Source organism: Burkholderia humptydooensis, assembly GCF_001513745.1.
Classification (GTDB): Bacteria; Pseudomonadota; Gammaproteobacteria; order Burkholderiales; family Burkholderiaceae; genus Burkholderia; species Burkholderia humptydooensis.
In genome coordinates, this window is sequence record NZ_CP013380.1 from 2,578,622 (window position 1) to 2,603,678 (window position 25,057).

Below are 25,057 nucleotides of genomic sequence, written 5' to 3' on the forward strand. Positions count from 1 at the left end.
CGTAGCTCCTAACGAAAAAAGCCCCGACTCCTTGTGAGAGCCGGGGCTGAGGTGTCGGTTATGCCGACTTGAGAAGGCCAGCGAAGGCCGGGTTGTTCGGGGTCACGCCGAACGAGAGGTGCGCGTCGATGAACCACATCTTCGTGCGCGGATCGTAGAAGACATCCGGCGTCAGCGGGATCGTCTCGCCTGCGAGCAGCGCGCGCGGGCTGAACACTGCGGCGACCGTCTTCGAGAAGTCACCGTCGTACGCGTTGCCGTTACCGGCATTCGAGAGGAAGTGCCCGGTAACGTTCGTGTTCGGCAGATTGTTCGAGAAGTAGATCGGCACGCCAGCGACCGAGAGCGCCTTCGTCTTGATCGTCGTGCCATCCGACGTAATCATTTCGCGGTCCACGAGGCGGTCGTTCTTCAGCAGCGTGTAGAAGAACTTCGGGCGTGTCACGATGACGAGGCCGTCGTCGTGCGGGTCTACGTCCTTGTCCGCCATCTGCGCGAACAGGTCGAGGAACTTGCTCTCCAGCTTCACCGGGTCCAACTCATCGCCAGCAGCCGTAAAGGTCTGCGACGAACCCGGTTGCCAGCCTGCCGGGTACTGGCTCATGTCGGTGATGCCAGCGGCCTTGACGGCTTGGATGAAGAACGACTGGTCGAAGAACTTCGCGATCTCGATACCGTGTTCCATGCCGATTGCGGCCCGAGCGTCGTAGCTCGACTGGAAGTCGTCCAGCAGCGGCACGACGGCACGGGCGTTCACCAGCGTGTCGATGGTCAGCTTGACCTTCTGCGTACCGTTCACGGTTGCGTCCGGTTCCGTACCCGGCGTGACCTTCGCCAGCGTGGACTTGCCGACTTGGTAGTTCGAAACCGTCGATGTGCCCTTCACGTTGCGGATCGGGACGAAGTTGCGAACGATGGAGCGACGGGCGATGGTGTGCTCGACGACGCCGCCGTACTCCTCGATGACCATTGCGAGCGGATTGGTTGCTGCGGGTGCCTGACCGACTTGGTTGTTGTTGCCGGTCTGGAGCTGCGCCATCGGGCGCGAGACGTTGACGATGGAAAGACCCATAGTTCTCCTAAGTTGTAGAGTTGTGTGTCTGTCAGAGGGACATGAAATCGACCCGCAGGAGTACGCCCAGCATGGGCGCACAATGGCAAAGGCCCGTCCAGCGCTTGCTGGACGGGCCTCTCAGGGAATGCTGCTAGTGGTTAGCCGCGATACATCGAGCGACGCTGCTGGAGCGCTGCGTACTCACGGGTGCCTTCGATCTGTCGGCCGGAGGCGCGGAGCTTCGCAACCTCTGCTGCGTACTGCGTCGGAGACAGTGGGCCTGCGCCCTGACCACCAGCGCGGGCCGAAGCTGCGTTCGGATTCACTGCGGACTTCTGCGGGGCAATAGTCACGCCGCTGGCGTTGCGGTACGCACCCACGAGGAACTGCGCGACTGCCTCCGCAACGATGCCGCCCTGAGCCAGCGCCGCGTTGATGGGCTCCTTCTCGTGTGCATCCGCGTTCTCCGAGGCCCACGCGAGCGTGTCGGCCCACGTCTTCTCGTCACCCGCAGCGCCGATGCAGAGCTTCTTGATCTCCTCCGTCTTCGCCGCCTCCGCCTGAGAGTGCTTCTCGTAGGCGCTCTTACCGAGGGCCAGGTGTTGCTCCCAGCCAGTGACTCCCTTCGCCGCCAGTTCCGCGCTGAGCAGGTCGAAGTTGCCCGAGAGCGCCGCCTGCACGGCCGGATGCGAGTGGCTGTAGCCCGCCTTGCCGATGAAGTCGAGGGCCATGTCGAGTGCCGCGTCGCCGGTCTTCTCATACGAGACGACACCCTTGCTCGGGTCCACCCAGCCATTGCCCTCGTTCACGAGCTGCGTGCCGAGTTCGAGCGACTTTTGCTCGTCGTGCGAGTGTTGTGTCGAGGTGGCACCGAGGCTGATCTGTACCGGCTGACCTGCTGCCGGGCCTTGGTCGGCGTTCATGTCGAAGCCGCCCGCACCGCCCGCCGATACCGCCGTGCCGTCGCCGACTGCCTCATCCATGAGAACCATTCGCTTACCGAATCGAATCATCTGTCCTTATCCTTGTTGGTTGGGTTGGCCGCTCATGACGGCTTGCGCGACGGGGCGCGCGACTTGCTGCGCCAGCGCCGCTGCGTTCGCGTTCTGGAGGTCTGCTGCTTGCTGCTCCTGCGACTTCACGTAGTCGGCCATCGTCACGCCTCGGCCCATGAAGATAGCCTTGGCGATGGCTGTCAGGTTCAGCACGGCGAGTGCCTGCGGAGGCATGCCGGATACGGCTGCGAGGTCTTGCAGCGCGAGCTTGAGGTTGTCGAGGTCGCCGTTGCGGCTCAGGGCGTCCAGCCCCGTGATGACCATTGGCTCGATGTCCTTGCCCGCAAGCTGAACACCCGCGCGCTTCGTGAGCCAGTACGCCATCGGCTTCTGGAAGTCCACGGCGAGGCGCGAGTAGACACCGCCGAGGCTCGTCTCCAGCTCGTTAGCCTGCATTCGAATCTCCTCGGCCGTTACGCGCTCTGCGTCGCGGACAATGGAGGAGCTGAGTAGGAAGTTCCGCCCGATGCGGTTCACATACTTCGTGGCAACCGTGTCGATGTACTGCATCGCCTGCCCCGTGCCGCTGTTCAGCGGGACCACATCGTCCTTCGTGCCGGGCAGCGCCGCGCCGTTGTCGCTGTCTGCGATGTCCGCGGGGCGGGTCTGCCCTGCCGGGTTCACCAGCCAGCGGAACTCCGAAGCAAGGATCGCGCCCTTCACTTCGGCCTCCGAGAGCGCCGACAGCGCGGCGAGGTCGCCTGCCATCTGCTCCACGAGCCCGGTGCCGTAGTCGTTGTCGTCGTGCAGTTCCCACGTCAGCGGGATGTACGGTAGGTCTTGGTCCGTGTACTTGCCGCTGAACTTTGCGGGCAATTCCACGTTATCTACGTGATGCGTGACGATGTAGTTCGCCGTACCGTCCCACCGTACCCATGTGAAATACTTCACCTCAGGGCACGAATTCGGATCGTTCGGGTCCACGTTTGCGTACCTGCTGCTCGACTCCACCGCGATCTTCTGCACCTCGTCGTCCAGTTCGTCGAATCGCACCGTCTCGTGGATAATAAGCTGTAGGAGCTTGCCGCTCATGCTGCGCTTCACGGCGTACCGCTTCAGCGACAACACGCGCATCGGTGTGTCCTTGGGATCATCGCCGAGGATGAGCAGACAGTTCCCCGTGATGATGAGGTGCTTCATGGCCTCGTACAGTTTCGGCCGTACGCCCATCGCGTCGAGCGTACGGATGCAGTTCCGCTCGCCCTCGGCCAGCATCTCCTGTAAGTCCTGCTCCTGCACGTCGAGCGTCTGCTTGAGCTGATTCATCAGCGCCGCCGCAACCTGATACCGGAAGAACGGACGACTCGGCGCAAACAGCGCTAGCATCAGCTTGTTCGCGAGGTTGTTCACGCCCTGCGCACCAACTGATTGGAAGTCGGTCTGAAGCTCCTCAAGCTCCTCGTTGTAGCCCTGCGGCGTGATGATCGTCGGCAGGGTGAACGCGCTGTATTTCTCACACCGCGTCAAGAGTGGGCGTCGGAGCCCCGCGAGGGACTCCCACGCCTGCTCAGCCGTGAACTGCATCAGCTAAGCGTGATCCCCGAGCCGCCCTTCGTGGCCTGCGATGCCTGAGCTTGCTGGAAGTACCGGCGTCGTAGCGAGGCGTTGTCGGGCTCGTCCTCGGAGTTCACCGTCGTATCCACCTTCACCGTGTTCTCGGCGGCTGTCTTCGCGGCCGCGTCCTGCGCATCGGCTGCTGCCTTGGCGTTGAGCTGCTGCTGGTTAATCGACTGCATCTGCGACTGCGCTGCCGCCTGTGCCGACTGTTGCGCCTGCTGGGCCTGTGCCTGAGCTGCTGCATCTGCGGCCTGCTTCTGCGACTGCGCCGCTGCGAGAGTCGCCTGCGCTTGCCGCTCCGACGCTTCCTTGATCGCCCGCGACTGCGCTTCGACACCACTCATGTCGGCTGTGGCGTTCGATGCCCCACCGAAGATCGCGCCTACGACGCTCTTAACAATTCCACCCATGATTCCTCCTTACGAGATTGAGATTCCAGCGCCACCGCGAGACACGGCTGCGTTCGAGGAGGACATCGCGGCGCCGATGTAACGGCGACGAGGATCGTTCGAGCCCTCGCCCTGCGAGTTCGCGTTCGTGTCCACGGATGCCGCCGCATCCGTTGCCTGCGCAGAGGTCTGCTCCGCTACAGCGGCTCGCTGCGCGACGCCGTTTGCAGCCATGTTCGCGGCGTTCACCGATGCGTCGGCAGCGTCGATGCCCGCCTGCTTGGCGGCTGCGGCCTGCGCCTCTGCGTTCGCCTGCGCTTGGCCCGCCGCCTCCCGCGCTGACTTCACTGCGGGATCGTTGTCGAGCGCGTCCTGCCGTGCCTTCGCGGCTGCGGCCTCTTGATCGGCTGCGTACTTAGCCTCGTAGCGTTGTTGCAGCGGGGCGAGCTGACCGAAGGTAATTACTCCGTTCGGCCCCTCCCCGGTCGGAGCTGACTCTCCGAGGTAGCTCGCATAACGCTGGGCTTTCTCGCCATTAATCTTCGAGAACATCATGTCGAACGCGCCTGCGGACGATTTCACCGTGCTCCCACCGTCCTGCGACGCAAAGGTCTTGCTGAATAGGTTCCCCATTCAAAGCTCCAGATAGAGTGAGTGTGCTGCGGTCCCGAATCCGAACCGCTCGTAGACGCGAGCCAGCTTGCGGTCGTTCGCACTGAGCGATGTCCCGCTCGTGATGCCCGCTGCGCCCGTTGCCTTGCCGAGATGAACGAGGGCTCGAAGCACGGACCGAAAGTTCCACGCGTTCGGGTCGATCTTGAGAATCATCTGTTCGTGGAGGAGCTTCTTGCCCGACGACCACCACGGTGTATCCAACACCATGCAGAGCAGGTATCCATTCAGGAGGATCGATTCGAACGGGCTGTTCTCCCCGCAGACAACCTGATAGACGTGATCTGGCTCAACTGTGCCGAACCACTTCTTCGCACCCGGTGCGTGCATGATGCCGTACTGCCGGTACAGCGCGGCTTTGATCGCAGCGCGGTCGTCGTCGAGAAATTGCACATTCCACTTAGCCCCGGCTAATGGCATAGCCCTCCCTCAATTTCTGGAGCACGGCCTGCACGCCGAGCGCATACCCGGCCATCAGATCCGTCGTCGTCGAGTTCACCAGCGGCTTCGGGAGCTGCTCCTCCAGCCGCCGTAACATCTCCGCGTCGAGGCGGACTACCACTTGATTCAATGCAGGCTCCTGTAGTGCGTCTGTCAGAGGATCATGAAATTGCTGATCCAATTCGTGTCCCTCTGACAGATAAGATTCATGCGAAGAAGAATTGGCTCTGCTCAACCTGAGACAGATCGAGATCACCCCGGCTCGGCAAAGCCGGGAGGTCTTCAAATTGATCGCGGAAATGAGCGAGCGGATCATTCGTTTCATACATCTCCACAAAGGTCTTTCGGATCGCTCGGTAGAGCTTCTCCGTGTCCGCCGCGTGTGTCCCGTAATCGTCGTGAATCATCGCAAGCGAATCGATACCTAACCGTTTGCATTCCTTAACGGTCAGAGCCAAGTGAGCGGCATCCATGCTATGCACGAAATTCGGCGCGATCCCGTTCTTGTGCTTGCTGATGCTAGGTGTATCCGCCATCGATCCGAACACTTTGATTACCGTGTGTCCGAGGAGCTTCGTGTTCACCCGTACGATGTCGATCTCGTTGTACGCTTGCTCGACCAAGAAGCCGGATGGGGTTGTCCAGCCGATCTGTTGCCCGCCTCGCTTGAGGATCAGCCCAGCAGCGCGCTGTAGCCAAGCCATCGCAGCAGAAGCCGCAATAACTACCTCGCCAATAGCATCCCATACGAGATGTGACAGGAACTCGGCGGCGAAGCGGTACTCCGTAGTCTCGAACTCAGTGGCCGCGCCCTTCTTGAGATAGTCCTCAACGATGAACTCGGCGCAAGAGAACCGAGTAGAGCCGTACGGCAGCGTCATGACAGACCGCTTTACAATAGAGCGGTTCATGCCATGCGCCTTCCACTTCCCCTTGAAAACAGAATCGCGCTCGTGTCGCAATGGCAGATTCGGGTCGGCCAGTTTGAGCGCTACAACATCGGCTACTTGCTGGTAGATGTCGTTTGGCCGGTCGCCCGGTACGAGATTAACCGCCCGTCCTCCAACAGAATCTCGCAGCATTGCCGAGAAGTGCTGAAGGCCATTGCATGAACCGTCGAGCCCCACCGCGATTCGAGATTCGAAAGTATCCGGGCTTTGTCGCCAGTCGGCGTACTCGAAACACCACGCAAGAAATTGAAGGGGCGAATCTGCGTCTTGCCACTCTCGGTGGCTGACTGGATCGGCTGCGAATTGTAGGATGAATTGCTCACGTTGATTGACCCATGCGATGCGATCTTCGAATGGAACCTTGTCCACTCCGAAACGGTTTGCTCCTGCGATCTTGAACCAGCGCACGGCTTCAGGAGTATCGAGCCGCTTGCCCTCTGCGAATTGCAGCAGCGACTTCTGTAGGTCACTGCCTTGCGGCGAGATGCCGGTTGTTTGTGCGTACAAGCGCCCCCGGAAATCTGCTTGATACAGGAAGTAGATAGCCGGATATTCCTTGAACTTATCAGCCATGCGGGTCGCCATGTAGAAGCGGCCCCACCTAGTCCCGCGTAGCTTGCGATCGGTGTGCCACTCGGCCATGCGGCGCTTCCACCCGGAGAACTCGACCAGTTCATCCCCGGTCATGTCCTCCTTCCTCATGTCGTCCGTGAGCCACTCCGGGCGTGGCGGCTTCGGCTGCTCGGCTTGCGAGATGATCTCGTCCATATCGATACCATGTCGTGCGCAGTCCTTCACTGCATCCAGCACCCGCTGGTTCACACGCCACTTCACAGCTTGGAGATGGTTGATAGCTGAGCGCACATCCGGCATATCCAGATCGCGCATGGCGTCCAGCGTCCTGCGATTCTTCGTCAAGTTCACGTAGCTCGGAGTCTGCCGTCGCATCATTCCGGTGTGGTAGCCCCCATCGAACATGGATATCCAATCCTTCGGCTGCTCGATGAACGGGAGACTGTACGGCATCGTATGCTCCACCGTGCCTCGGATAGACGACACGACATCCTGCGCCTGCGCGGTGAGCATGATGTCCATCTCGGTGCTGAGCCTCTGCCCCAGCCCCTTCCTAAGAGTCTTCGTTACGTCCACCATGCCAAGTAGGCGAAGCTGCTCGATAAGCCAAAGGGCTACCTGCTCGCGGTCACTCGGAAGCCACTGCGGCAACTCGACCTCATGGCTGTTCGCTGCGTTGCGGATCACGTTAACTCGATGGGCTGCTGCCGTTGAGCGGTTCTCCAAGAGGTTCCGCATCAGCGCCCAATAGATTTCCGGCTTACCGTGCGCGAACGTGGAGAGCACCAGTTCCCCGTAGACGTGCCGACCAAGCAGGCGCGCGGTCGTACGAACGTCGTTGTCAGCCTGCATCACGGATACCAGCACCGAGCGCACTGCAATGTGCGCCACAGCGCGCGGGTCCAGCGGCTTCAGCAGCGCGACGTGCGCCGCACGGCGTCCTGCCTTTCCGGTGCTCTGCACCTCAGCCTCGATTACATCTGCCAGCGGGAGAAGCCAACGCCGGTACACGGCTGCCGCGTACGGGTTGGTATCTGCGTGGCCTTCCCGCTCCCGCCTGTCCATCATGTCCACGGCGCGAGCCCTTCCGGCTTCCCGAGTCTCGCGCTCCAGTTCAACCTGCGTACGCGGCAGGGTCATCAGTCGATGTCCACCTTGTCGAAGCGGACGCCCTTGAACACAGGTTCGCGCAGCTCGCCGCTCGGCAGACGTTCGAGGCAAGCAACCTCGCCGATCTTGCCGATAATTGCTGTCGGGTTAAAGAACCATTGCTCGCGCTCGGCGTTCGTCCCGCCCGCCGCCTTCACCGGCGTGCCGTCAGCGAACTGGAGGACAATCTTCCCGGCCGTGCCTTCATACTTGCCCTCGCCTTCTTCCACGCCGACGATGCGCAGGTCGAACGTAACTCGCGGCTTGACCTTGATGATCGCGCCGTCACTGCCGGAGCCAGCCTTCCAGCCCGCATTCGGGTCACGCAGCACCGCGCCGTCGAATGCACGCTTGTCGCCGTGTGCGCAAAGCGCGTCCGCGTTCCCCATCGGATCGCCGTACGAACCGGCGAGGAGCAGTGGACAGAGGAACACCGTGTCGCTCTCCGTGAAGCCCCGCGTCCACACGGTCAGCGTCTCGTAGCGGCGCGAGAACGGATGCGGGCAGTGTCCTGCTTCGAAGTCCTCCAGCGGCATCACGTCGAACGCGGCCATCTGAAGATGCGGCGCATTCTCGTGTCGGCGGAACCATCCCGAGATGCGCTTCTGCGGATAGCCTCTCGCCCATGCCTCACCAAGCACCGCGAACTGCTGCCCGCGCTGGAGGAGGTCACGGAACAGGTTCAACAGCCGACGCCCGACGTGATCCATGCTGCGGACCTTCTCACCCGTGCGGCTGATGATCTCGAAGTGCTGCATGTTCAGCAGCTTCACGATGACGTTGCAGCCGTCGTACTTGTACTGGAGGTCGTACTTGTCGGCGAGATCGCTGATCGCGGCCGCGCCGATGGCCTTCTTGCGTGCTGCGGAGAGGGAGCTGAACTCGACTGCCTTGTGAACGAGGTAGCGCGCCATCTAATAGGATTCCTTAATAAGCGGTTGCAAAGAAGTCGGCGTACGACGCGGCCATGATCGACACCTCAGCCCCGAGGTCATCTAGCGAGCCGTCGTTGTCGATGATCTCCATGCCGGGGATCGTCACCGCGCCTTCCGTGAGCGCAGCAGCGAGCTGTTCGCTAACATGCTCAGCAACAGGCGATACGTCCGGGCGGCGGACGAGAATGATCTTGTCGGCGACCGCAGCCTCGTTCTCGAAGCGGCAATCCGTGACTAGCACGATGCCGGGCAGCGCGTCCCACTTCGCGCGAGCCAGTTTGATCCAGAAGTCCTCGTTGACCTTGCGGCCTGCGTTGCCGATGGTCTGCATGAACTGGCGCGGGCTGATCGAGTAGTACGGGAACGTGGACGACTTGTCCGCAAGGAACTTCTCGCAGTCGTCGTAGGTGTAGGCAAACAGCTCGGCTCGTGTGTTCATCGGAAGCAGTCGGCAGAACTTGTGCTCGATTGCGTCGAACAGTCGGTTCTCGAAGTCATCGCGTCCGATAACGTGCGGCGTTTCCTTCGTCTCTCGGCGGAACGGGTTCAACCCGATGTGGTCCGCGATATCGCGCAGGTAGTCCGCGAAGCCGCCGATTGCGACATGTTGGAGTCCGACGCTGACCATGCCGCGCTGGATCATCTGCGCAACCGTGTCCTTGCCAGCGCCAGCCAGCCCCATGATGCCGATTACCTTAGCCATACATCCTCCCGTAACTTTTGAGCTTGGCGAGCTTTCGGTCGTGGACCTTCTCGCTGCGAATGACGTTGTGCTCCATGAGCAGCTCGGCCAGCGCGAATACGTCGCCGAGTTCTTGTTCGAGCAGCTTCCTGCTGCCCTTCCCTTGAATGAGCTTGATCGCGGCCTGCGCCAACTCGCCGCCTTCGCTCGATAGGTGTTGCAGCGCCCCGACCGTATTCATCAGTTGACGTGGGCCAGTTGAATGACGAAGCTGTCGTACAGCGTGAAGCGCGAGTCGTCGCGCGGCGTATGGAAGCCCATCCACTGCGCGGGCACGGACGAGAACCCGGCGATGGAGCTGTACTCGACTCCTTCGTTGTCGCTGCCGAAGAACGCACCGTTCACGACGTACTGCCCGGAGTTGAACGAGCAGACGTTGTGCTTGTCGCCCATGCGGAAGAAGGTGATGTACTTGCCGAGCTGCTCGCTGCGCTTGATCTTGTGCGCCTTCATCGCTGCCTCGGTCACTGCCACACCAACACCGTGCTCGTACAGCACCGTCTGACCGTAGATGTGCGCTGTGGTGAACACGCCGTCCGGGATGTCGAACGTAACGTGGTCCATGCGTGCCGTCCGGCACAGCATCTCCAGCGCCTTGTACAGCGGATAGCTGAGCTGCTCGCGGCCGGGGCGGAACTGCGTGATGCCGTGTCCGTCCCAATCGTGGTTTCCCGTAACGCACGGAACGTCAAGCTGAATGCCGAGCTGCGCGAGCGGCTTGAGGATGAACTCGAAAATACCGACTGTCGCATCGTGAATCTGTTGCGCCGTTCCGGTGTCGGTAGCCCGCGCGCTGTTGTCGTGCTTCTTGTCCGACTCGATGATGTCGCCAATGATGGCGAGGATGACGCGCTCGACGTTGTAGCCAGCATCGATCTTCTGCTTGATCTGAAACACCAGAGCGCTGCCCAACTCACGCAGCCGGTTGAAAGCGATGTCCGTGTTGTACGTGCCGCTGAGCTTGCCGATCTGCAAGTCACTGAGCAGCACCTCCACCGTGAGCGGCGTACCCTTCAGGCTGACCGGCATACGCTGCCGCAATAGCGCAACCCGCTTCGTACTCAGCGTGCGGACTGCATCCGCGATACCGTCGAGGAGAGCCTCGCGAGTCCCGACGCGGCCCAGCGCCTCATCCAATGCACGACGCAGCCGATTGTTCTCCGTGCGGGTGTTGCGGAGCGCAGCCAGTTCCTTGACCCGATCCTGTTCCTGCGGGAGTTCCGTCGAGTCCAGCTTGCTGACCCAATACCGTGCGAGCTGAGGGCTGACTGCGCCCCGTCCCAGCTCGGTGAGAAGTGATGCGGCCTTCGCCATGCGTCCTTCGGCATCTGCATAGGCATCCTGAATTTCTTTGTCACTGAAGTCCTTGCGGGAAACCTGCATTAATCCTCCTTGGCGAGCTTGGCTTTGGCACGGGCGATGCGCGCCCGCTTGTTCTTGATGAGGCGCTTTTCATCCTCGGACTTGTGGGATGGATAGATGACGCCCTTGCCGACTCCGTGCAGCACAGAGCCAGTCTCAGCGTCCGGGCCGAGGTACACCGACACGTTGCGGAGGAACATCAGAGGGTCAACGCCTTGTCCGATGCGGAACGCCCAGTTCTCGATCTTGCCCAGCACCGCGTTGCACCAGCGACACACCACGGCTCGGCACTCACCGGTGCGGTGATCATGGTCAACCACGGTATCGTCGTCCATCAGACGCTCACACAGCGGGCAATGCGGTTTCTCTCTTTGCCACCGCTTACGGTAGCCAGTCAGCTCAGTCTTGCTGAGTCGCCTCATGGGCGATTTCCTCCTTCACTTGAATTCGATCATGTAGCCGCCGTACAGCACCGCGTAGATCATGGCCTTGCGGTACGCAGCAGAGGAACTCATGAACTGGCGCAAGCGCCGTCCTTCTGATCCAGAGAAGGGCAGCTTGCTCAACAAAGCGTTCGTCCCACTCGCTGCCGTAATGGCCGCGATACGCTTCAGATACGACGCCATACGCGTCTTGGTTCGAGCGCGTGCCAGACAGCAGCTCCGCTGCTGTCGCTTCGCCGCAGTTCTTGCCTTCATGCTTCTCCAGTCCGGGGATATGGTCAGCCGAGTCGCCTTGGAGCATCTGGAGCCAGAACCACTTCGTCCCGTACACCAAACCATCCGCGCCGATCACCTCGTAAGCGCCGAGCGGCACATGCACGAGCAGGTAGTCAGTCCACGTCAGATGTGTGCCGGGAAGCATCCGCATGTCCTTGTCGCGGGTGTGGATCACCACGTCGCGCACCGGATTCATGCAGTTCGAGGCTAGGCCCATGCCGTCGTCCGCTTCGCGGTCGCGCCATAGCCGCCTGTCCCACGGCTTGTACGGGGCAAGCTCCAGATATTCGCGGACGAAGCGCCAGTTCACGGGCTTGTGCCCTTGGCGTTGCCCTTGGTACGGTTTCACGGTTGCCGCGTGGAACCGCTTGCCCTTGTTCGACGCTGCATGCGTCAGGTGGATAACGCACCGGGTAGCTCCCGCCATGCGGGTCGCTGTCTCGATGCGCTGATCGGTGATGAAGCGTGCCGTCGCCGCCTGCGTCTCGCTGCCACCAGCGCAGAAGTACGCGGCGTAGTCGCCATCGAGGTGAAGCGTCCGGCCCGGCACAACCTCTTGCGCCGAGTCAGACATCGCCTCCACTTCGACCTTGGCTGCGGCTGCTTCGATCTCAGCCGCGAAGGACATCAGAACGGCAGCTCGTCGTCCAGCCCGTCCTCCTCCAGCTCGGATTCGAGCGTGGATGCCGAGTCCGTTTTCGGATCGGGCAGTTTAGCGTCATCGGTCTTCGGTGCGTCCTTCGTCTTCGCAGCTTCCTTCTTCTCCGCAATCGCCTGCTCCGGCGACTTCCCCACGCTGTTCAGCGCCTCGTCGTCGATGCCGTCGAGGATGGCTTCGATGGGCGAGCCCTTAAAGTTCTTCGCGGCCTTGATGGCGAGCTGGAACACATTCTTCGAACGGGCCGGTGCCGTGACCTCGCCCTTGTCGTTCTTGCGCTCCGGGTACTCGCCGTCGATGTAGATGCTGTCCCACATACCCTTGCTCGGGCTGTCCCACAAGAACAGTTTCACCGGGGTAACGGCGGGCGGGACATTCACGCGGCGGCGCTCGCCTGTCTCAGCGTCTTCAACAATCGGCGGGGCGATGGTGAACGCGCCTGCCGTGCGGTCGTACAGATCGACAGCAACGCGCTCCTTGCCCTGCCGATCCTTGTATGTACGGTGGACAACACGGCCACGGTACGCACCGCCGAGCAGCTCCGCGAAAATCTTCGCCTTGCCCTCGTAGTTCATCGTGCGGAACAGTTTGAAGAACCGCGCCTTCTCGTTCAACGACTTCGACAGATCGATGCTGATGCGCTGAGCGTCGCCATGTTCGTTCAGCGGGTAGTTCTTGCCGTGCAGTTCGAACACGAGGCGAACCCAATCTTCGATCTTCGGCTGGTTCTGGAACGTGACTTCTCGCTTACCGAGTTCGAGGTAGCCCACGAGGCGCAGCAGGCACGCCCCTTCGGCGGGCGGGGTGTAGTCGCCACCGCTCGATGCGACGTTCATGTCCTTCGAGGTTGCCGCTGCTGCTGCGATTGCTGCTTGGTAATCAAACGTCATGCGTTCTCCTATCAGTGAGTAAAGGTCGGCTCGTAGCCGTTCATGAATTGCTTGCGAAGCCACGGTCGCGCCTTGGCAACTATCGCCTCGAACTCGGGATCGTCGATCTTGTTCTCGGTCCCCATGTTTGGCCCCCATACCGTGTCGGTCGGGACATGCAGCGGGATCGGCCATTGCAGGAACCACGAGAAGAAGTTGCTCGCTTCGGACATGCAGGCGTGGAGCAGCGCTGCGGCCTTCGTCGCTACCTTCTTGTGGGCGTCGGCATACTCGGCGTCATGCACCTGATTGACCAGCAGCGCCAGCATCTTGAAGTTCTCGTACGTGTAGAACGCACGCACCGTGAGCCACATGCCAGCCTTGGCGATCTCCCCGCCCTCGCCCTGCACCTCGTAGTTCTTGATCTCGGTCGGCATGAAGTTGCGGAGGATACCGCGCTTCACGAGGAAGTCCGGTGCCAGCGTCTCCTTGTACGTGTAGAGCTTGCCGCCCGGTGTCCGGCTATGCCCGACGCCGAGCTGCACGTCCGCACCGTTCGCCGGATGGATCAGCCAGATACCAGCGGGCTCGCGGCTCGCCTTGATCTCTTCGGTCTTCTTTTCGAAGTACGCGGGGACTTCGTGATAGCGCTCGTCCTCGGCCTGCGCCAACGCCTCGACTTCCTCCAGCGGCATACCCGTGGACTCCGCGATGGTCTTGTTCCCTGCACCATACGCACGCTGGAACGAGAACACCTTCGCACCAGTCCGCTTGTAGTCCCACTCAGGGTCGGCGATGATCTTGCACAGCTCGAAGACTTCCTCGTACGTCTTGCCTTCTTTCGCGGCGAGTCGGACGCAGTGCATGTCCTTGCCGGACTTCAAGTCCTCGATCAGCTTCTCGGCCTTCGTCAGAATCGCTTGGACGTACACCTCCAGCGAGCTGAAGTCGGACTGGATGATGACGCCATCCTCGCCCCACCGCGACTCGAACACCTCCTTCACACGGGACTTCTGCCCCTTGCTCAAGTTCTGCAAGTTCGGATTGCTCGACGACAGCCGCCCCGTCACCGTGTTCGTGTGGTTCAGCATGTGATGCACGATGCTGTCGAGCTGCACAAGCGTCAGCATCCCGACGTGCGCCTTCTTCTTCTCGTCGTAGCGGATAAAGTACGTGCCGAGGTCTTTCGTCAGTGCCTGCACACGGGCCATCGCGTCGAGGAACGGGATGCCGCGATTGCCGAGCGCCTCGATCACGTCGCCTGCGGTGCTGTACACGCCCGGCTCGCTGCTCTCCCACTTCTTGTCGCCCGTGGTGTATCCCTCGAACGTGTAGAAGTGGTCTTCGATGCGAGTCTTCGGGCCGCGCTCCTTGTCGGGCACGGTCACTTGCTTGGTCTTCGGCTCGCCCTTGTTCTTGCCGCCTGCGAACTTCACCAGTGGCTCGACGGGCATACCATCATCGGTGCGCTTCTCGTACTCGGCACACTCCATCGTGCTGCCGTCAGCAAGCAGGTAATGCGTCTCCTTCTTAGCGTAATACTGGAGGTTCCCCTCGGCATCGAGCACCGGGGCCGGTGCCTTGTACTTGACGTTGCCGCCGAAGATGAGCGCCGACTTGTGGAAGCGACTGTTCCAGTTGAACTCGAACGGCAAGTCCGCCGGGATGTAGCTGTTCACCTCAACCAGCTTCGCAGCCAGCTCCTCCTCGACCTCCTTCGCCAGCTCCTTCGCAAGCGTCTGGTTCACGAACATGCCGTTCAGCTCACACTCGATGGTGTAAATGAGCGCGCCCATGTTCATGAAGATCGAGCGGAGCTGGCCTCGTTTGTTCGCGATGAGGTACTGGCTGCGGAAGATCAGCTCGGTGTTGCCGATGTCACCGTGCTCCCACTCGCCGTTCACCTCAAAGCCCACGAGGTAGTCCATCAGCTTGTCGCGCGGGATGTCGATAGTATCGACGCCCTGCGCCCACATCAGTTTCACCTCGTCCAGCTTGGCGTTACCACCGTGCTCGATTGCCGTTGTGCCGAGGTCGAGCATGTGCGCTTCCTGCGCCTGCCCCTTCAGCAGATACTCGGCGAGCTGTGTGTCCCATACGAGGCCACCTTCGGCGACCCACTTCATCCACGCCTTGCGGTTCGCCTCCCGGTTGCTGTTCGGATTGCCGAGCGCGTACAGCACGTCGAACTTGATGTTGTGCCCGGCGAGAATCTTCGTGCCTTCCAGCAGGTCGACGAACCAGCCCGTGCCCTGCGCCTTCTTGCTCGCTGCGATGCGGTCCTCTCGGCTCGCGTCCACACCGGCCGCGTCAGGGTAGTAAGCCGCGAATACGCCCGCGTCTCGCTTCTCCATTTTCGAGCCGACCAGTTTGAACGCTCGATGCGCGTTCGCCACGATGTAGTTGTCGGGGCTGAAAGCGTTAGCGACTCGCTTGTACTCCTCCTTCGTGGAGGTTTCCAAGTCCCATACCTTGACCAGATTCAATCCTCGAACCTCCCTATCGATCCCTTGAACGAGACTTCGCGGCGCGGGTCTTGAGGTGCCCCATCGCGGCGCTTCTTGTTCTTTGGTGTACTTATGAATCGGGTGTTCTGCAAGTCCACGTTGTTGCTGCGGCCGAGCATGATGACGGCATCCGCCGCACCCGCCTTACCTGTCTTGCTGTTCGCCAGCATGGAGAGCTTCGGGAACACCTCGCCGTCCGCCTCGCCGTTGAGCTGCGACGTTGCGATAGCTACGTGTTCGTACTTCACGGCGAGCACACGCGCCCGCTGATACAGCCATTCGAGAAGCTGGTCGGTACGCGTCCCGCCGTTTGTCGCCGTGCCGATGTCCGCCTGCACGTTGTCCAACATGTCGTACACGACTACTGCCGGATCAAGCTCCTTGATGATTTCCTCAAGGCGCGACATGGTGTAGTCGTGTACGTCGAACACGATGATGCGGTCGGTGCCGCCAATGGCCTTCAGGTATTCCTGATAGACGGTTCCCGCGCGGGACTTCTCCACAAGTTCCGCGTTGTCTACGCCCAGCGCTGCGTTGAACAGGCGATGACGCAGCCTCTTGCCCGGCCCCTCGTTGTTCAACACGATGATCGGGCGGTCACGTCCGGGCCACACCACGTCAACCTGCGGGGCCATGTACGTAAGCTCGCTCGCAAAGAACGTGGACTTGCCGCTGTCCACGCGGGCCGCAACGACGATGAAGTCGCCAGCTTGCGCGGGCGTCATGCTTTCGTTCAAACAGTTCAACCGCCAGTGAAGGCCGGTATCGTTCGCCGTCTCCTCAAGCATGTCCTCGATGCGGGCCTTAACCTTCGGGAACTTTTTCTCCCTTGCGATCCACGTCTCATGCTGCTCAGCGAGGGACCGCAGCGCGGCGGTAAGGTCCACCTCGCCGTCGTTGAATCCTTCGAGCGCGGTCTGTAGCTTCGTTGCCGTGGCGAGCGATACCAAGCGCTCGCGGATACCGTCCTCAGTTCCGGGCGGCGGCGGGTTCACTGAATCGAGAATGGCGGCACGGAAGACCGTCATGTTCTCGGGTTGGAGTTTCGGATGGAGTAATGCGAAGTAGGACAGGAACGCTGACGGGTCAATGCCCTGCGTCTCAGGATTGACACGGAAGAACTTCCCGTAATCTTTGAGAATCGTTCGTGTCGCCAGCTCCAGAGAGTCCAGCGGCACGAAGTTAATCAAGCGTTCGTACTGTTCCCGCGTTCGCAGTAGCCTCAAAAGGCTGCTGTCAATAGCGATTGAATCTCTCCTTTGCTGAGTAGCTTCGGATCACGATGGGTCGTGATCTGTCGATGTTGAAGTCCGACGAGGGACAATTTCTTTACGATGCCGCGCGCTGCCTCGCGGCCCGCGCTATCCGGGTCCAGCCATACCGTGACCGGACGCTGCTGTTGGATGAGCCGAGCGAGTACCTTGTCGTTCAACGCCGTGCCGAGGATCGCCATGCCCTGCGCTTCGCCGGATTCGCCGACACGAAACGCAGAGAGGATGTCCTCAACGAGCACGGGGTCGCCCTGCCCGAACGCCGCAACGATGTGCCGCTTGTCGATGGCTGCGCCGATGTACTTCGGCTCCCGCCCGTCAACCGAGCGAGCCTGCCAGTACACGATGCGCCCAGCGTCAACTACAGGCAGCACCACGCGGTTCGTACGGGCATGGTGGTACGCACCTAGCTTGCCGACTTCCGAGCGCCCTATGGACGCTTTGAGCAGCCAGAGGCGAGCCTCAATAGGCCAAGTCTCAATGTCGAAGTTCGCAGGCTGAGGCGGGGATGCGGTCGTTGCCGCTTCCTCATCAGCCGCCTGCTCCTCTCGCATACGCTTGACCCGCTCAGCGAAACTCTCCATCGGCTTCCACTCGATCACTGTCTCGCGACAGCGGAAGCACCAGCCTGACCACTTCTCGCGGTCGTTGCTGATAAGCAGCGTGGGTCCGGAGCTGGACCCGGAACAGCCGTGGAATGCTCGGCCTTTATGCCCGAGCTTGAGGCGTTGCGCGGCACGCAGCCACGCTTCCGCCATCAGTGCTTCGGCTTGCGCCGCTCCCTCGCGAGCTGGATGATCTGCTGAGCGTTCATGCGCAGCCACGTATCGTCGTACTGCGCCCGGAAGTTCTTGCCGGACTGCTTACGCTCGGGCTGCTCGCCGCCGTGCTGCTCGCGCCATCGCGCCGCTGCCGCACGGCCCAGCTCGAAGCCGGTGAGCTTCATCGCCGACGCCGGGAAGTGAGCACGCATGTACGACTCGACCGATACCTTGGCCGTCATTACAGTACGCCTCCGAGGTTCGTCGCTTCCTGAGCCGCAGCGGCGCGAACGTTCTGGGCGTGGAGAATGGCACGATCAGCGGCCCCCTCGGCTTCGCGGGCGACGGCCTCGGCCTTCTTCACGTAGTCGCGGGTCGTCTCCTCGACCTTGAGTGCGATGCGCTTCTCGGCGTCGGCAGTAGCGACCGTCAGGCGCAGCGATGCGACGTGAGCACGAACAGCAAGGCCGTGCAGCTTGCGGGTGGTTGCGGTAATGATTGCGGACAGCTTCATAAGAGTCATGCTCCTTGAAATCGGATTGATGGAATATTGGATGGCCGCGCACCTGACATAAGCACGCGGCGGTCAGGCAGTTTGATGCTTACGCCTTGCTCTCGATGAGCACCATGTGGGACGACTCGCGACGAGTCTGCTCCGGGCGTCCGGCCCAATCCTTGCGGCCCGTGACGTTGATGAGCGCGGTCTTCGGCGACAGCTTGGTGACGTTGCCCGTGAGGAGGTTCCTGTATCCCGTCTGTGCGAAGGCTACAGTGTCGCCCACCTTCACCTCGCGACCGAGGAAATCCTTCACGCGGCCTCCAGTGCTGCGACGCGCAGCTCAGCGTCGCCATAGTCCACGTCACGACCGCGCTGCGCTGCCTCGCTCTGGAGCCTGAGCTGCCGCTCGATAACCGCCAGCGACCACGCCCTAGCGTTACGGTAGCCGCGAGCACGCGCTTCGCGGTCGAGACGGCGGACATATCGGCGGGTCGGTCGGCCGCCGCCGACAGTCGAAAAGGTACGGACTACGATCATTTGCTGAGGCTCCTTGTCAGAAAGAAGTAGCGGATTGCGTCAAGCACTTCGCGAGGGTCGCGAGGCTTAGGAACGGGCTTCTGCTTCCGCACGGTCGATGCGGTCGCGGAGGATGGCCGAGTTCTCGTCATGGATGCGGTCGTGATAGCCGGTGTCGTGGCCCCACACGTAGCCGAACAGCAGTCCGGCAGCGAGGCCGCCGAGCGTCGCGATGTACTCGGCGATCATGCGAACAGCGCTTCGAGGCCGCGCTTGGCTTCGCGCTGCTGACGCCGCACGTTCGTGACGTGATCCTTGGAGCGCGAGCGATCACGCTGCGGCATGAGGTCGGCGGAATGGCGAGCAGCGCCCCGCGCTCCCTCAGCAGTGACACGAGCGGCGCGCTTGTTCATCGGCACGAGAGCGCCATTGAGGCCAACGTCGTAGAAGCGCTTCATGCCCCGACTCCCGTGCGCGCTTGGAACTTCGTGATGTCCTTGTGACGGTATTCGCGGATCGACCCAACAGTGACGCCGTAGCTCTTGGCGATGGCGGTCGGACCTTCTCCTGCTGCGAGGCGGGCAATGACAGCGACGCGCTGCTCGTTCGTGAGCTTCCTGCGGACAGGTGCCCGTTTCACGGATGGGGCGGACGACGCCGGAGCTGGCTCCGGGAGGATGTTCTTGCGCTGCTCGAACATGAGCTGAATCGCATTACCGTGTCCGCCACCGTCCGTGAATTGGGCTATCAAAGCCACTTCCGCACGAATGAGGCAAAGGCTGTGGCTGTACTCGCGAATGCTCTGAGCCGCCATGAACCCGTCAATCGCTTTCAGGAGTTCCTCAGCGTCCCAGTGATTAAGTCGCAGGTCGGCGTACGGCAGCGCTTCAGGTGTGCGGATGCGGCTCATGCGATCCTCCCGACGAGTGCCTGAGCGAAGGCGAGGGTCATGGCCGAATTAAGCACGATGCGTTTCTGGCCCGGATAGTCAAGCGGCTTGCCTTCGGCATCGATAACGCGATGAAGCTTGCCGTGGACGAACTTTCGAAGGTTCTTCGGGGGAGTTGGGGTGTACGGTTGTACGTGGCGGGGCTTTTGAGTCATGCTCGATTGCCTCAGAGATGGTTACGTGGATGGCCGAGTGGCCGGAGGTTACGACTGAACTGCCTTTGCGTCTTCGGACTTGACGAGATCGCCGACAGCGAGCAGCGCCGTGGTCAATTCCGGGTTGTTTGTCTTCGCGCCTGCCTTCTTGATCTTCTTGAGCAGGGCAGATACCGCACCGTTCACGTCGAACAGCGCGTCCGGATCGGGCTCTTTCTTGCCGAGCGCGAACCACGGTTCGAGTGCTGCGCCTTCGAGATCGGCCACGCCTTCACGGTCGAACAGGAACGGTGCGTCTTGCTTGGTCTTCGGGTCAGTGTTCGCCTTGACCTTGCCGTACAGCAGAAACCACTCGGCCAGCGCGGCTGAGCGAGAACCCTTCAATTCACGGACGGCGATAAACAGCTTGTTCACATAGAACGTGTTGCCATGTTCAGCAACCGCGTTGATGGCCGACAGGCCGACTTGCTGGATGTCATTCTGGAGTTTCACGCCGCGAGCGGTGATGGACTTGATTGCCTTGTCCATTGCGGCATTCGAGAGGTACGTCATATTGGCTCCTATCGGGCGTCATGCGCCGTCCAGTGAATTGAAGGGTCGAAGATACAACCGGGCGAATCAGCCCGACACAAGCCCGCTGAGCGAGCCTGTAGCTGGATGATTCAGTTCGCGCTTTCGTCGCGATTAGGTTGCTTATCCGCCTTGGCTTCGTCCTGCCCGTGATGGAACAGGCACGATGCGCCACCGGTAAGCATGGCCGCGCCCACCGAGCCGCACACGGGAGTATGCGAGCAGGCCGATAGCAGGGCCACCATAGAGAGAATGCAGAGGTATTTCATTTCGTCAGCCAGTTCCCGAAAGTGGGAAGGCCGACGATCCAGAAGTAGAGCCATCCGAGGAGGACGACCCAACAGATGAGCTGTTTCATACAGGCTCCCGTGAGAAGGAGCCCGCGATTCTACCTTACAGCCAGAAAGCTCAATCCGCCTGTGGGTTGTCCACGATGTCGGCGCACGCCAGCCAAAGGATCCGTGACAGGTTCTCGTCGTGATTGGCGAGTTCCGGCTCGTCCCATGCGCAGTACCTGCGCAGTTCGTCGCGCAGCGCGGCCGGATCGACCTTGTCGAGTTGCTTAACTATGTACGGCTGCTGACGCAGCCCCGCGATGGACGCATCGCACCGGCCGGGATGGTAGCCGAAGCGAGCATCGGCTTCGTACAACCAGAATTCGACGCGGCCAGATGATGAGGTGAACCAGCGTTGAGGATCACGCATAGCGCACCTCCACGCCGAAGATTTCCGGCCAGCGCTCCGAGCGGTCACTCGGCGATGCCAAGTAGAAATCGCCGCTCACGTTCTGAACGAACAGGCGTGCTTGGCCGAGGCTCCGAGCTACGCACATCTCACTCCCCATGTCCGGAAGCGGATACATGCCGCAGAGCTTGCGGGCCGTGGCACGAGAGATGCGCTTCATGAACTCCGGGCCGTAGTACCAGCACGTCCGACGGTCGCTTTCTCGGTCAGGCAGAACCTTGATCGTAATCATGGCCGCGCCTCATCGATACCAGAACGTCACGTCATCGAACTCGACGGAGCTGTAGTCCGCACGGATATTCCGGGCTGTCGCTGCCCAATCGACTTCGATGTAGGCCGGGAGCCCTTTCGGGAGGTCGCCGATGTCTTCGACCAGCTCACGAGCGTAGTCCTCGAAGTAGCTGTCGCGGACGAGCGTGACTGGATACCACCGCCCTTCCCATTGCTCGTCACCGCCGTAACCGGCGAGGTCGTCAAGCAATACTTCAAGGGTAGCCAGTTCATCGGGCTCGCCGTCATCGATCTTGGCCCACGAGCCAGCGCCGTGCTGCTCGTCGTACTCATCCCGCGATTCGCGCAGTTCTTCAACGCGAGCGATCACGTCACGGATGTCAAGGACATCCTCTTGGTTGCTGATAGTCATGGCGACTCCAGATAAGGACTACTGAGCATAAGAGGATCGAGTAGGGTGAGGGGTTACCCCCTCAGCCCTCTCACACCACCGTACGTGCGGTTCCGCATACGGCGGTTCAGTTAATGCTCTGGAGGCGATCCACCGTCCGACGGATCGAGACCAGTCCCCGTGCATCGAAGTAGGCATTGGGTAACGCCTGCTTCAAATGGTGAGAACCGGCGTTCCACCAAGGTCCTCGCCCGTTCACGCTCGATTTCCATGCCCGCTCCGGGCGTAGGCCCAGTGCGATCATGTTGCGCTCTCGGGTTCGGGGGCGCTTCCACTGCCGCCAGATCAGGCAGCGCAAACGCCTTCGCAACCATCCGTCCAGCCCCTCCAGCCGCTTGTGCTGCTGGCTGAGCCGGAAGTAATTTGCCCACCCCCGTAGGACCGGGTTGAGCTTCCGGATCGTCTGCTCAAGGGACCCGCTTCTTCCCTTCAACGTCAGATCCCGCACCCGCGTCATCAATCGCTTGATGCTTTCCGGTGCAATCCGGATCTGTGCTTGACCCAACCTCACCGCCACCCGGTATCCCAGGAACTTCCGCGTGCTCGGCCGCGCCACCGCACTCTTGGCCTCGTTCACGCGCAGCTTCAAGACCTTCTCGAGATAGGCCCTGATTCTCGCCATGACGCGCTGTCCTGCTTGTTGGCTGCCAACGTAAATGTTGCAGTCGTCAGCGTACCGGCAGAACGCCAGCCCTCGGCTCTCCAGCCTCCGATCCAGATCACTCAGCAATATATTCGACAGTAGCGGGGACAGCGGGCCGCCTTGCGGCGTGCCCTCCGTCCTCGCACGCGTCACGCCGTGCGCCATCATCCCCGCTTCGAGGAAGCGGCGAATCAGCTTCAGCGTCACTTTGTCTTTTACATGCCTCGCAACCCGGCCCATCAGCACATCATGGTTGACTCGATCGAAGAACTTCTCCAAATCGATATCGACCACCCAATGCCGACCACCCTGAACATAGGCTTGCGCCTGACGCACCGCGTCCAACGCACTCTTGCCCGGTCGGAATCCGTAACTACTCGCCGAGAACGTCGGCTCCAAGATCGGTTGCAATACTTGGTGCAGCGCTTGCTGGATCAGTCGGTCCACCACGCTTGGCACGCCCAGCGTCCTCACCCCGCCTTGCGGCTTCGGTATGTCCGCCCGGCGTACCGCCTGCGGTACGTACCGCCCTTCCAGCAGCGCCTGCTTCACACTCGGCCAGTGCATCTTGAGCCAGTCACCAAGGCCTTCCACGCTCAGCCCATCTACCCCGGCTGAACCCTGGTTCCTCAGCACCCGGCGGTATGCTCGCCTCATGTTGCCGCGTTCCACGACGCGCTCCATCAGCGCGTCGCCCTCCGATTTCGTTTGCCCAGATGTCGCCGTGCCCGTCTCCGCACCCCGCACGCAGCCCGGTGGCTTCCGGCCACCCCTCGCGTGCTCGGCCACTGTCTCCAGCGCTTCTGCATCCATAACAGGCTTCGAGATCATCCGTCCTACTCTCGGCATTCACTGTTCCGGCCTTCGGTCCCGGTCCTCTTCGGCTCTCCGCCTTCGCCTTGACCTACTATGCCTTCTGCTGACTTCTGCTTCCGCGTCCCGCCGCCTCTCGACCTCGGTAGCTGGCCTTACCGCGCCAGCACAGAAACAGATCTCCCCGGGTATTGCGCACTCACCTTCACGCTTATGCCTGTCGGATCTACGTAACAACGTCGGTGCAAGTTTCGGGCTTCGGTGAATTGGGACACCTTACCCAGTCGCTACGCCTCATATCCGCTTCCTGTTCGTCAGGCCAGCGCTTTGCCTCCCAGCTTCCTTCAGACTCCCAGTCACCCGGGAAACCCTTGCCTTCGGCTAACTCTTCCCCTTGCCGGGCGAGTAGAGGACTTTCACCTCCCAGTGAGTGCGCCCTGCCGGGCGCACCCAAAGAAAAGCCACCTCGATAGGTGGCCGCTCGTCGGACTAGTCACTCAACTGTTCACCCGCCTCTCGGCGGTCCTAGCGATCCTTCCGGAGTCGCCTGTACCTCACTTCACGAGTAAGGTATCGAGAACGGCCTGATCGACAGGGCGCACGTTCTCGGCATCTTGCTCGTACAGCCACTCCTTGACGACGAATGCGGTCGCCTTCGTCATTTCGGACGAAGACTTGATCCAGCCCATGTCGGGATGGTAAGCCGCAACGGCGTCTTCGTAGCTGAACAGGACACGAACGCCACCCGGAAGCAAAAGCTCGCGAGCGTTGTTGGTGATCTTCCGTAGTTTCATGGTGGCCTCAGTGGTCAATACCTGCATTCTACGGTACGCAGGCGTCAAAAATTGCCTCAGCGCCCGCTCAGTGGCCGACGCTCAGGCAATGTCAGACAAAGATTCATTAAGCGGCCGAGCCGTCATCACGTCACGTACCGCACGCCGTGAGTGCCCTTCACATGCGCTACCCGAGCTAGAGAGTCGGTTCGCCACGCTACGAGGTGCAATCAGGAGCCTGTAGTCCCTAGCTAGACTGCCGCTAGGCCGCTTAATGAATCCCTGTCAAAGCCTAGAATCAGCAGCCAAATACAACTAGGCCGGTGTCTAGGTCATTCTCTAGGAATCTGATGGTTCGCCGCCGCTTCTCTGCCGACAGTTAAGTCAGCCGTAGCTGGACGCGGGCCATCAAGCACATTGTTAATGAGCGCTTCGCATCAGGAAGGCATTCAGAACCATCCGCTCGTAGTGCTATGACGCACACACTCGCATCCGGAACCTGCAACCAGCCATCCACCGAGCCAGCTACGCTACGTAGCCCACTCGTCCTACCTTACTGCTCGCTGATTCGTTGCTTTCGCTTCGTTTCAGCATGGTTCGCATCTTACAGACTGCATCACCGTTTGTCAACCGCCTTTTACTGTCTCCGAATTTCTCCGGCTGCTGCCTGCATCGCCTCATTGTCTACTTGCTGCCGGTAGGGCTAGGCGTTCGTCTGTTCAGCGCTGCGTTCAGCATGGATCGAACTTTACCTATCATTCAGCCATATGTCAACTGCTCTTTGCTGTCTCCGTCGCATATCAGCGCTGGGCGGGTTCTCTAGGTCACTGCCCGAGTGTCTCAGCCTGTAGCGTGCGCTGGAAGGCTATTCTATGGCGGGCACTGTATGGATGTACAGTATTTTGCATGGTATCCGTCGCCTACCTGTAAGCTCTGTCAGGCTGTTTGTTCGGCATTTGTCATGCGCTCGCTTCACAAGGCTTTCCCGTGCCTATTCCTAGGCTCAGGGCAGACAGCTTTCTGTCCGGGCTGCTCGGCAGGCTGGGCAG

Annotated in this window: 32 protein-coding genes; all 32 read right to left on the reverse strand. The window is 61.0% G+C overall.

Annotated elements, in window-relative coordinates; genetic code table 11:
• Positions 1–58: 58 nt before the first annotated feature.
• The 32 genes from AQ610_RS11520 to AQ610_RS11665 all read right to left on the reverse strand — a co-directional run bounded on the left by AQ610_RS11520 (position 59) and on the right by AQ610_RS11665 (position 24,029).
• Positions 59–1,072, reverse strand: a complete 1,014-nt coding sequence (locus AQ610_RS11520) for a hypothetical protein (protein ID WP_006026396.1) — start codon at positions 1,070–1,072, stop codon at positions 59–61.
• A 140-nt stretch (positions 1,073–1,212) separates the two neighbouring features.
• Entirely contained in the window at positions 1,213–2,067 is an 855-nt protein-coding gene (locus tag AQ610_RS11525) for a hypothetical protein (RefSeq protein ID WP_009916609.1), read from the reverse strand.
• 6 nt (positions 2,068–2,073) lie between these two features.
• Positions 2,074–3,633 carry a portal protein gene (locus AQ610_RS11530; RefSeq protein ID WP_009916610.1) on the reverse strand — a complete coding sequence of 520 codons (1,560 nt, stop codon included), beginning with the start codon at positions 3,631–3,633 and terminating at the stop codon, positions 2,074–2,076.
• Entirely contained in the window at positions 3,633–4,076 is a 444-nt protein-coding gene (locus AQ610_RS11535; RefSeq protein ID WP_009916611.1) for a hypothetical protein, read from the reverse strand. The genes AQ610_RS11530 and AQ610_RS11535 overlap by 1 nt, the downstream gene beginning before the upstream one ends.
• Positions 4,077–4,085: 9 nt before the next feature.
• Positions 4,086–4,688, reverse strand: a complete 603-nt coding sequence (locus AQ610_RS11540) for a hypothetical protein (RefSeq protein WP_009916612.1) — start codon at positions 4,686–4,688, stop codon at positions 4,086–4,088.
• Entirely contained in the window at positions 4,689–5,147 is a 459-nt protein-coding gene (locus tag AQ610_RS11545) for a hypothetical protein (RefSeq protein WP_231748914.1), read from the reverse strand. It lies immediately after the preceding gene.
• On the reverse strand, positions 5,128–5,298 hold the full coding sequence (locus tag AQ610_RS35985; protein ID WP_009916614.1) for a hypothetical protein: 171 nt from the start codon (positions 5,296–5,298) through the stop codon (positions 5,128–5,130). The genes AQ610_RS11545 and AQ610_RS35985 overlap by 20 nt, the downstream gene beginning before the upstream one ends.
• A gap of 76 nt (positions 5,299–5,374) precedes the next feature.
• Complete coding sequence (locus AQ610_RS11550) at positions 5,375–7,831, reverse strand: DNA-directed RNA polymerase (RefSeq protein WP_006026390.1); 2,457 nt, start codon at positions 7,829–7,831, stop codon at positions 5,375–5,377.
• Entirely contained in the window at positions 7,831–8,754 is a 924-nt protein-coding gene (locus AQ610_RS11555; RefSeq protein ID WP_006026389.1) for a hypothetical protein, read from the reverse strand. The genes AQ610_RS11550 and AQ610_RS11555 overlap by 1 nt, the downstream gene beginning before the upstream one ends.
• Before the next feature lie 13 nt (positions 8,755–8,767).
• A complete protein-coding gene (locus tag AQ610_RS11560) occupies positions 8,768–9,478 on the reverse strand; it encodes a deoxynucleotide monophosphate kinase family protein (protein WP_009916616.1) in 711 nt (236 codons plus the stop codon).
• Positions 9,471–9,698, reverse strand: coding sequence for a MazG nucleotide pyrophosphohydrolase domain-containing protein (locus AQ610_RS11565; protein ID WP_006026387.1), 228 nt, complete (start codon positions 9,696–9,698; stop codon positions 9,471–9,473). The genes AQ610_RS11560 and AQ610_RS11565 overlap by 8 nt, the downstream gene beginning before the upstream one ends.
• Positions 9,698–10,900: a hypothetical protein gene (locus AQ610_RS11570; protein ID WP_009916617.1), complete on the reverse strand. Its 1,203-nt coding sequence runs from the start codon at positions 10,898–10,900 to the stop codon at positions 9,698–9,700. The genes AQ610_RS11565 and AQ610_RS11570 overlap by 1 nt, the downstream gene beginning before the upstream one ends.
• Positions 10,900–11,214, reverse strand: coding sequence for an endonuclease domain-containing protein (locus tag AQ610_RS11575; protein ID WP_045554857.1), 315 nt, complete (start codon positions 11,212–11,214; stop codon positions 10,900–10,902). The genes AQ610_RS11570 and AQ610_RS11575 overlap by 1 nt, the downstream gene beginning before the upstream one ends.
• 64 nt (positions 11,215–11,278) lie before the next feature.
• Positions 11,279–12,226: a hypothetical protein gene (locus AQ610_RS11580; protein WP_009916619.1), complete on the reverse strand. Its 948-nt coding sequence runs from the start codon at positions 12,224–12,226 to the stop codon at positions 11,279–11,281.
• Positions 12,226–13,146: a hypothetical protein gene (locus AQ610_RS11585; protein WP_144411943.1), complete on the reverse strand. Its 921-nt coding sequence runs from the start codon at positions 13,144–13,146 to the stop codon at positions 12,226–12,228. Before AQ610_RS11585 ends, AQ610_RS11580 begins: the two co-directional genes overlap by 1 nt.
• Before the next feature lie 11 nt (positions 13,147–13,157).
• The gene (locus AQ610_RS11590) at positions 13,158–15,611 is read right to left on the reverse strand and encodes a DNA polymerase (RefSeq protein WP_231748915.1); all 2,454 of its coding nucleotides are present in this window, start codon (positions 15,609–15,611) and stop codon (positions 13,158–13,160) included.
• A complete protein-coding gene (locus tag AQ610_RS11595) occupies positions 15,608–16,822 on the reverse strand; it encodes a DnaB-like helicase C-terminal domain-containing protein (protein WP_006026384.1) in 1,215 nt (404 codons plus the stop codon). The genes AQ610_RS11590 and AQ610_RS11595 overlap by 4 nt, the downstream gene beginning before the upstream one ends.
• 32 nt (positions 16,823–16,854) lie before the next feature.
• On the reverse strand, positions 16,855–17,661 hold the full coding sequence (locus AQ610_RS11600; RefSeq protein WP_009916623.1) for a toprim domain-containing protein: 807 nt from the start codon (positions 17,659–17,661) through the stop codon (positions 16,855–16,857).
• Positions 17,661–17,906, reverse strand: coding sequence for a hypothetical protein (locus AQ610_RS11605; protein ID WP_009916624.1), 246 nt, complete (start codon positions 17,904–17,906; stop codon positions 17,661–17,663). Before AQ610_RS11605 ends, AQ610_RS11600 begins: the two co-directional genes overlap by 1 nt.
• Positions 17,906–18,178, reverse strand: coding sequence for a hypothetical protein (locus tag AQ610_RS11610; protein ID WP_006026381.1), 273 nt, complete (start codon positions 18,176–18,178; stop codon positions 17,906–17,908). Before AQ610_RS11610 ends, AQ610_RS11605 begins: the two co-directional genes overlap by 1 nt.
• An 88-nt stretch (positions 18,179–18,266) precedes the next feature.
• Complete coding sequence (locus AQ610_RS11615; RefSeq protein WP_006026380.1) at positions 18,267–18,476, reverse strand: hypothetical protein; 210 nt, start codon at positions 18,474–18,476, stop codon at positions 18,267–18,269.
• Between the two features lie 290 nt (positions 18,477–18,766).
• Entirely contained in the window at positions 18,767–18,928 is a 162-nt protein-coding gene (locus tag AQ610_RS36810) for a hypothetical protein (RefSeq protein WP_006026379.1), read from the reverse strand.
• The gene (locus tag AQ610_RS11625) at positions 18,925–19,137 is read right to left on the reverse strand and encodes a hypothetical protein (protein WP_006026378.1); all 213 of its coding nucleotides are present in this window, start codon (positions 19,135–19,137) and stop codon (positions 18,925–18,927) included. Before AQ610_RS11625 ends, AQ610_RS36810 begins: the two co-directional genes overlap by 4 nt.
• Positions 19,134–19,589, reverse strand: coding sequence for a helix-turn-helix domain-containing protein (locus AQ610_RS11630; RefSeq protein WP_009916627.1), 456 nt, complete (start codon positions 19,587–19,589; stop codon positions 19,134–19,136). The genes AQ610_RS11625 and AQ610_RS11630 overlap by 4 nt, the downstream gene beginning before the upstream one ends.
• On the reverse strand, positions 19,586–19,783 hold the full coding sequence (locus AQ610_RS11635; protein WP_009916628.1) for a hypothetical protein: 198 nt from the start codon (positions 19,781–19,783) through the stop codon (positions 19,586–19,588). The genes AQ610_RS11630 and AQ610_RS11635 overlap by 4 nt, the downstream gene beginning before the upstream one ends.
• 48 nt (positions 19,784–19,831) lie before the next feature.
• Entirely contained in the window at positions 19,832–20,335 is a 504-nt protein-coding gene (locus tag AQ610_RS11640) for a hypothetical protein (RefSeq protein WP_231748916.1), read from the reverse strand.
• Positions 20,336–20,445: 110 nt separating this feature from the next.
• Entirely contained in the window at positions 20,446–20,622 is a 177-nt protein-coding gene (locus AQ610_RS35990) for a hypothetical protein (RefSeq protein WP_156436724.1), read from the reverse strand.
• 139 nt (positions 20,623–20,761) lie between these two features.
• Positions 20,762–21,058, reverse strand: coding sequence for a hypothetical protein (locus AQ610_RS11645; protein WP_231748917.1), 297 nt, complete (start codon positions 21,056–21,058; stop codon positions 20,762–20,764).
• Complete coding sequence (locus AQ610_RS11650) at positions 21,051–21,329, reverse strand: hypothetical protein (protein ID WP_006026375.1); 279 nt, start codon at positions 21,327–21,329, stop codon at positions 21,051–21,053. The genes AQ610_RS11645 and AQ610_RS11650 overlap by 8 nt, the downstream gene beginning before the upstream one ends.
• 9 nt (positions 21,330–21,338) lie before the next feature.
• Positions 21,339–21,740, reverse strand: a complete 402-nt coding sequence (locus tag AQ610_RS11655; RefSeq protein ID WP_009916631.1) for a hypothetical protein — start codon at positions 21,738–21,740, stop codon at positions 21,339–21,341.
• 106 nt (positions 21,741–21,846) lie between these two features.
• Positions 21,847–23,253, reverse strand: a complete 1,407-nt coding sequence (gene ltrA / locus AQ610_RS11660) for a group II intron reverse transcriptase/maturase (protein WP_082262312.1) — start codon at positions 23,251–23,253, stop codon at positions 21,847–21,849.
• A 536-nt stretch (positions 23,254–23,789) separates the two neighbouring features.
• Positions 23,790–24,029: a DUF8033 domain-containing protein gene (locus AQ610_RS11665; protein ID WP_144411944.1), complete on the reverse strand. Its 240-nt coding sequence runs from the start codon at positions 24,027–24,029 to the stop codon at positions 23,790–23,792.
• Between the last annotated feature and the right edge of the window lie 1,028 nt (positions 24,030–25,057).

Bases quoted from the DNA above. Each gene is read 5' to 3' on its own strand.
- AQ610_RS11575 (WP_045554857.1), bottom strand. From the start codon at position 11,214: ATGGACGACGATACCGTGGTTGACCATGATCACCGCACCGGTGAGTGC.
- AQ610_RS11540 (WP_009916612.1), bottom strand. From the start codon at position 4,688: ATGGGGAACCTATTCAGCAAGACCTTTGCGTCGCAGGACGGTGGGAGC.
- ltrA (WP_082262312.1), bottom strand. From the start codon at position 23,253: ATGATCTCGAAGCCTGTTATGGATGCAGAAGCGCTGGAGACAGTGGCC.
- AQ610_RS11550 (WP_006026390.1), bottom strand. From the start codon at position 7,831: ATGACCCTGCCGCGTACGCAGGTTGAACTGGAGCGCGAGACTCGGGAA.
- AQ610_RS11530 (WP_009916610.1), bottom strand. From the start codon at position 3,633: ATGCAGTTCACGGCTGAGCAGGCGTGGGAGTCCCTCGCGGGGCTCCGA.
- AQ610_RS11645 (WP_231748917.1), bottom strand. From the start codon at position 21,058: ATGCGTGATCCTCAACGCTGGTTCACCTCATCATCTGGCCGCGTCGAA.
- AQ610_RS11610 (WP_006026381.1), bottom strand. From the start codon at position 18,178: ATGAAGCTGTCCGCAATCATTACCGCAACCACCCGCAAGCTGCACGGC.
- AQ610_RS35990 (WP_156436724.1), bottom strand. From the start codon at position 20,622: ATGAAATACCTCTGCATTCTCTCTATGGTGGCCCTGCTATCGGCCTGC.
- AQ610_RS11585 (WP_144411943.1), bottom strand. From the start codon at position 13,146: ATGACGTTTGATTACCAAGCAGCAATCGCAGCAGCAGCGGCAACCTCG.
- AQ610_RS11555 (WP_006026389.1), bottom strand. From the start codon at position 8,754: ATGGCGCGCTACCTCGTTCACAAGGCAGTCGAGTTCAGCTCCCTCTCC.
- AQ610_RS11640 (WP_231748916.1), bottom strand. From the start codon at position 20,335: ATGACGTACCTCTCGAATGCCGCAATGGACAAGGCAATCAAGTCCATC.
- AQ610_RS11630 (WP_009916627.1), bottom strand. From the start codon at position 19,589: ATGAGCCGCATCCGCACACCTGAAGCGCTGCCGTACGCCGACCTGCGA.
- AQ610_RS11520 (WP_006026396.1), bottom strand. From the start codon at position 1,072: ATGGGTCTTTCCATCGTCAACGTCTCGCGCCCGATGGCGCAGCTCCAG.
- AQ610_RS11605 (WP_009916624.1), bottom strand. From the start codon at position 17,906: ATGACGGCCAAGGTATCGGTCGAGTCGTACATGCGTGCTCACTTCCCG.
- AQ610_RS11650 (WP_006026375.1), bottom strand. From the start codon at position 21,329: ATGATTACGATCAAGGTTCTGCCTGACCGAGAAAGCGACCGTCGGACG.
- AQ610_RS11545 (WP_231748914.1), bottom strand. From the start codon at position 5,147: ATGCCATTAGCCGGGGCTAAGTGGAATGTGCAATTTCTCGACGACGAC.
- AQ610_RS11600 (WP_009916623.1), bottom strand. From the start codon at position 17,661: ATGGCGGAAGCGTGGCTGCGTGCCGCGCAACGCCTCAAGCTCGGGCAT.
- AQ610_RS11565 (WP_006026387.1), bottom strand. From the start codon at position 9,698: ATGAATACGGTCGGGGCGCTGCAACACCTATCGAGCGAAGGCGGCGAG.
- AQ610_RS11560 (WP_009916616.1), bottom strand. From the start codon at position 9,478: ATGGCTAAGGTAATCGGCATCATGGGGCTGGCTGGCGCTGGCAAGGAC.
- AQ610_RS11580 (WP_009916619.1), bottom strand. From the start codon at position 12,226: ATGTCCTTCGCGGCTGAGATCGAAGCAGCCGCAGCCAAGGTCGAAGTG.
- AQ610_RS11625 (WP_006026378.1), bottom strand. From the start codon at position 19,137: ATGAAGCGCTTCTACGACGTTGGCCTCAATGGCGCTCTCGTGCCGATG.
- AQ610_RS11570 (WP_009916617.1), bottom strand. From the start codon at position 10,900: ATGCAGGTTTCCCGCAAGGACTTCAGTGACAAAGAAATTCAGGATGCC.
- AQ610_RS36810 (WP_006026379.1), bottom strand. From the start codon at position 18,928: ATGATCGCCGAGTACATCGCGACGCTCGGCGGCCTCGCTGCCGGACTG.
- AQ610_RS11525 (WP_009916609.1), bottom strand. From the start codon at position 2,067: ATGATTCGATTCGGTAAGCGAATGGTTCTCATGGATGAGGCAGTCGGC.
- AQ610_RS11535 (WP_009916611.1), bottom strand. From the start codon at position 4,076: ATGGGTGGAATTGTTAAGAGCGTCGTAGGCGCGATCTTCGGTGGGGCA.
- AQ610_RS11655 (WP_009916631.1), bottom strand. From the start codon at position 21,740: ATGACTATCAGCAACCAAGAGGATGTCCTTGACATCCGTGACGTGATC.
- AQ610_RS11635 (WP_009916628.1), bottom strand. From the start codon at position 19,783: ATGACTCAAAAGCCCCGCCACGTACAACCGTACACCCCAACTCCCCCG.
- AQ610_RS11665 (WP_144411944.1), bottom strand. From the start codon at position 24,029: ATGAAACTACGGAAGATCACCAACAACGCTCGCGAGCTTTTGCTTCCG.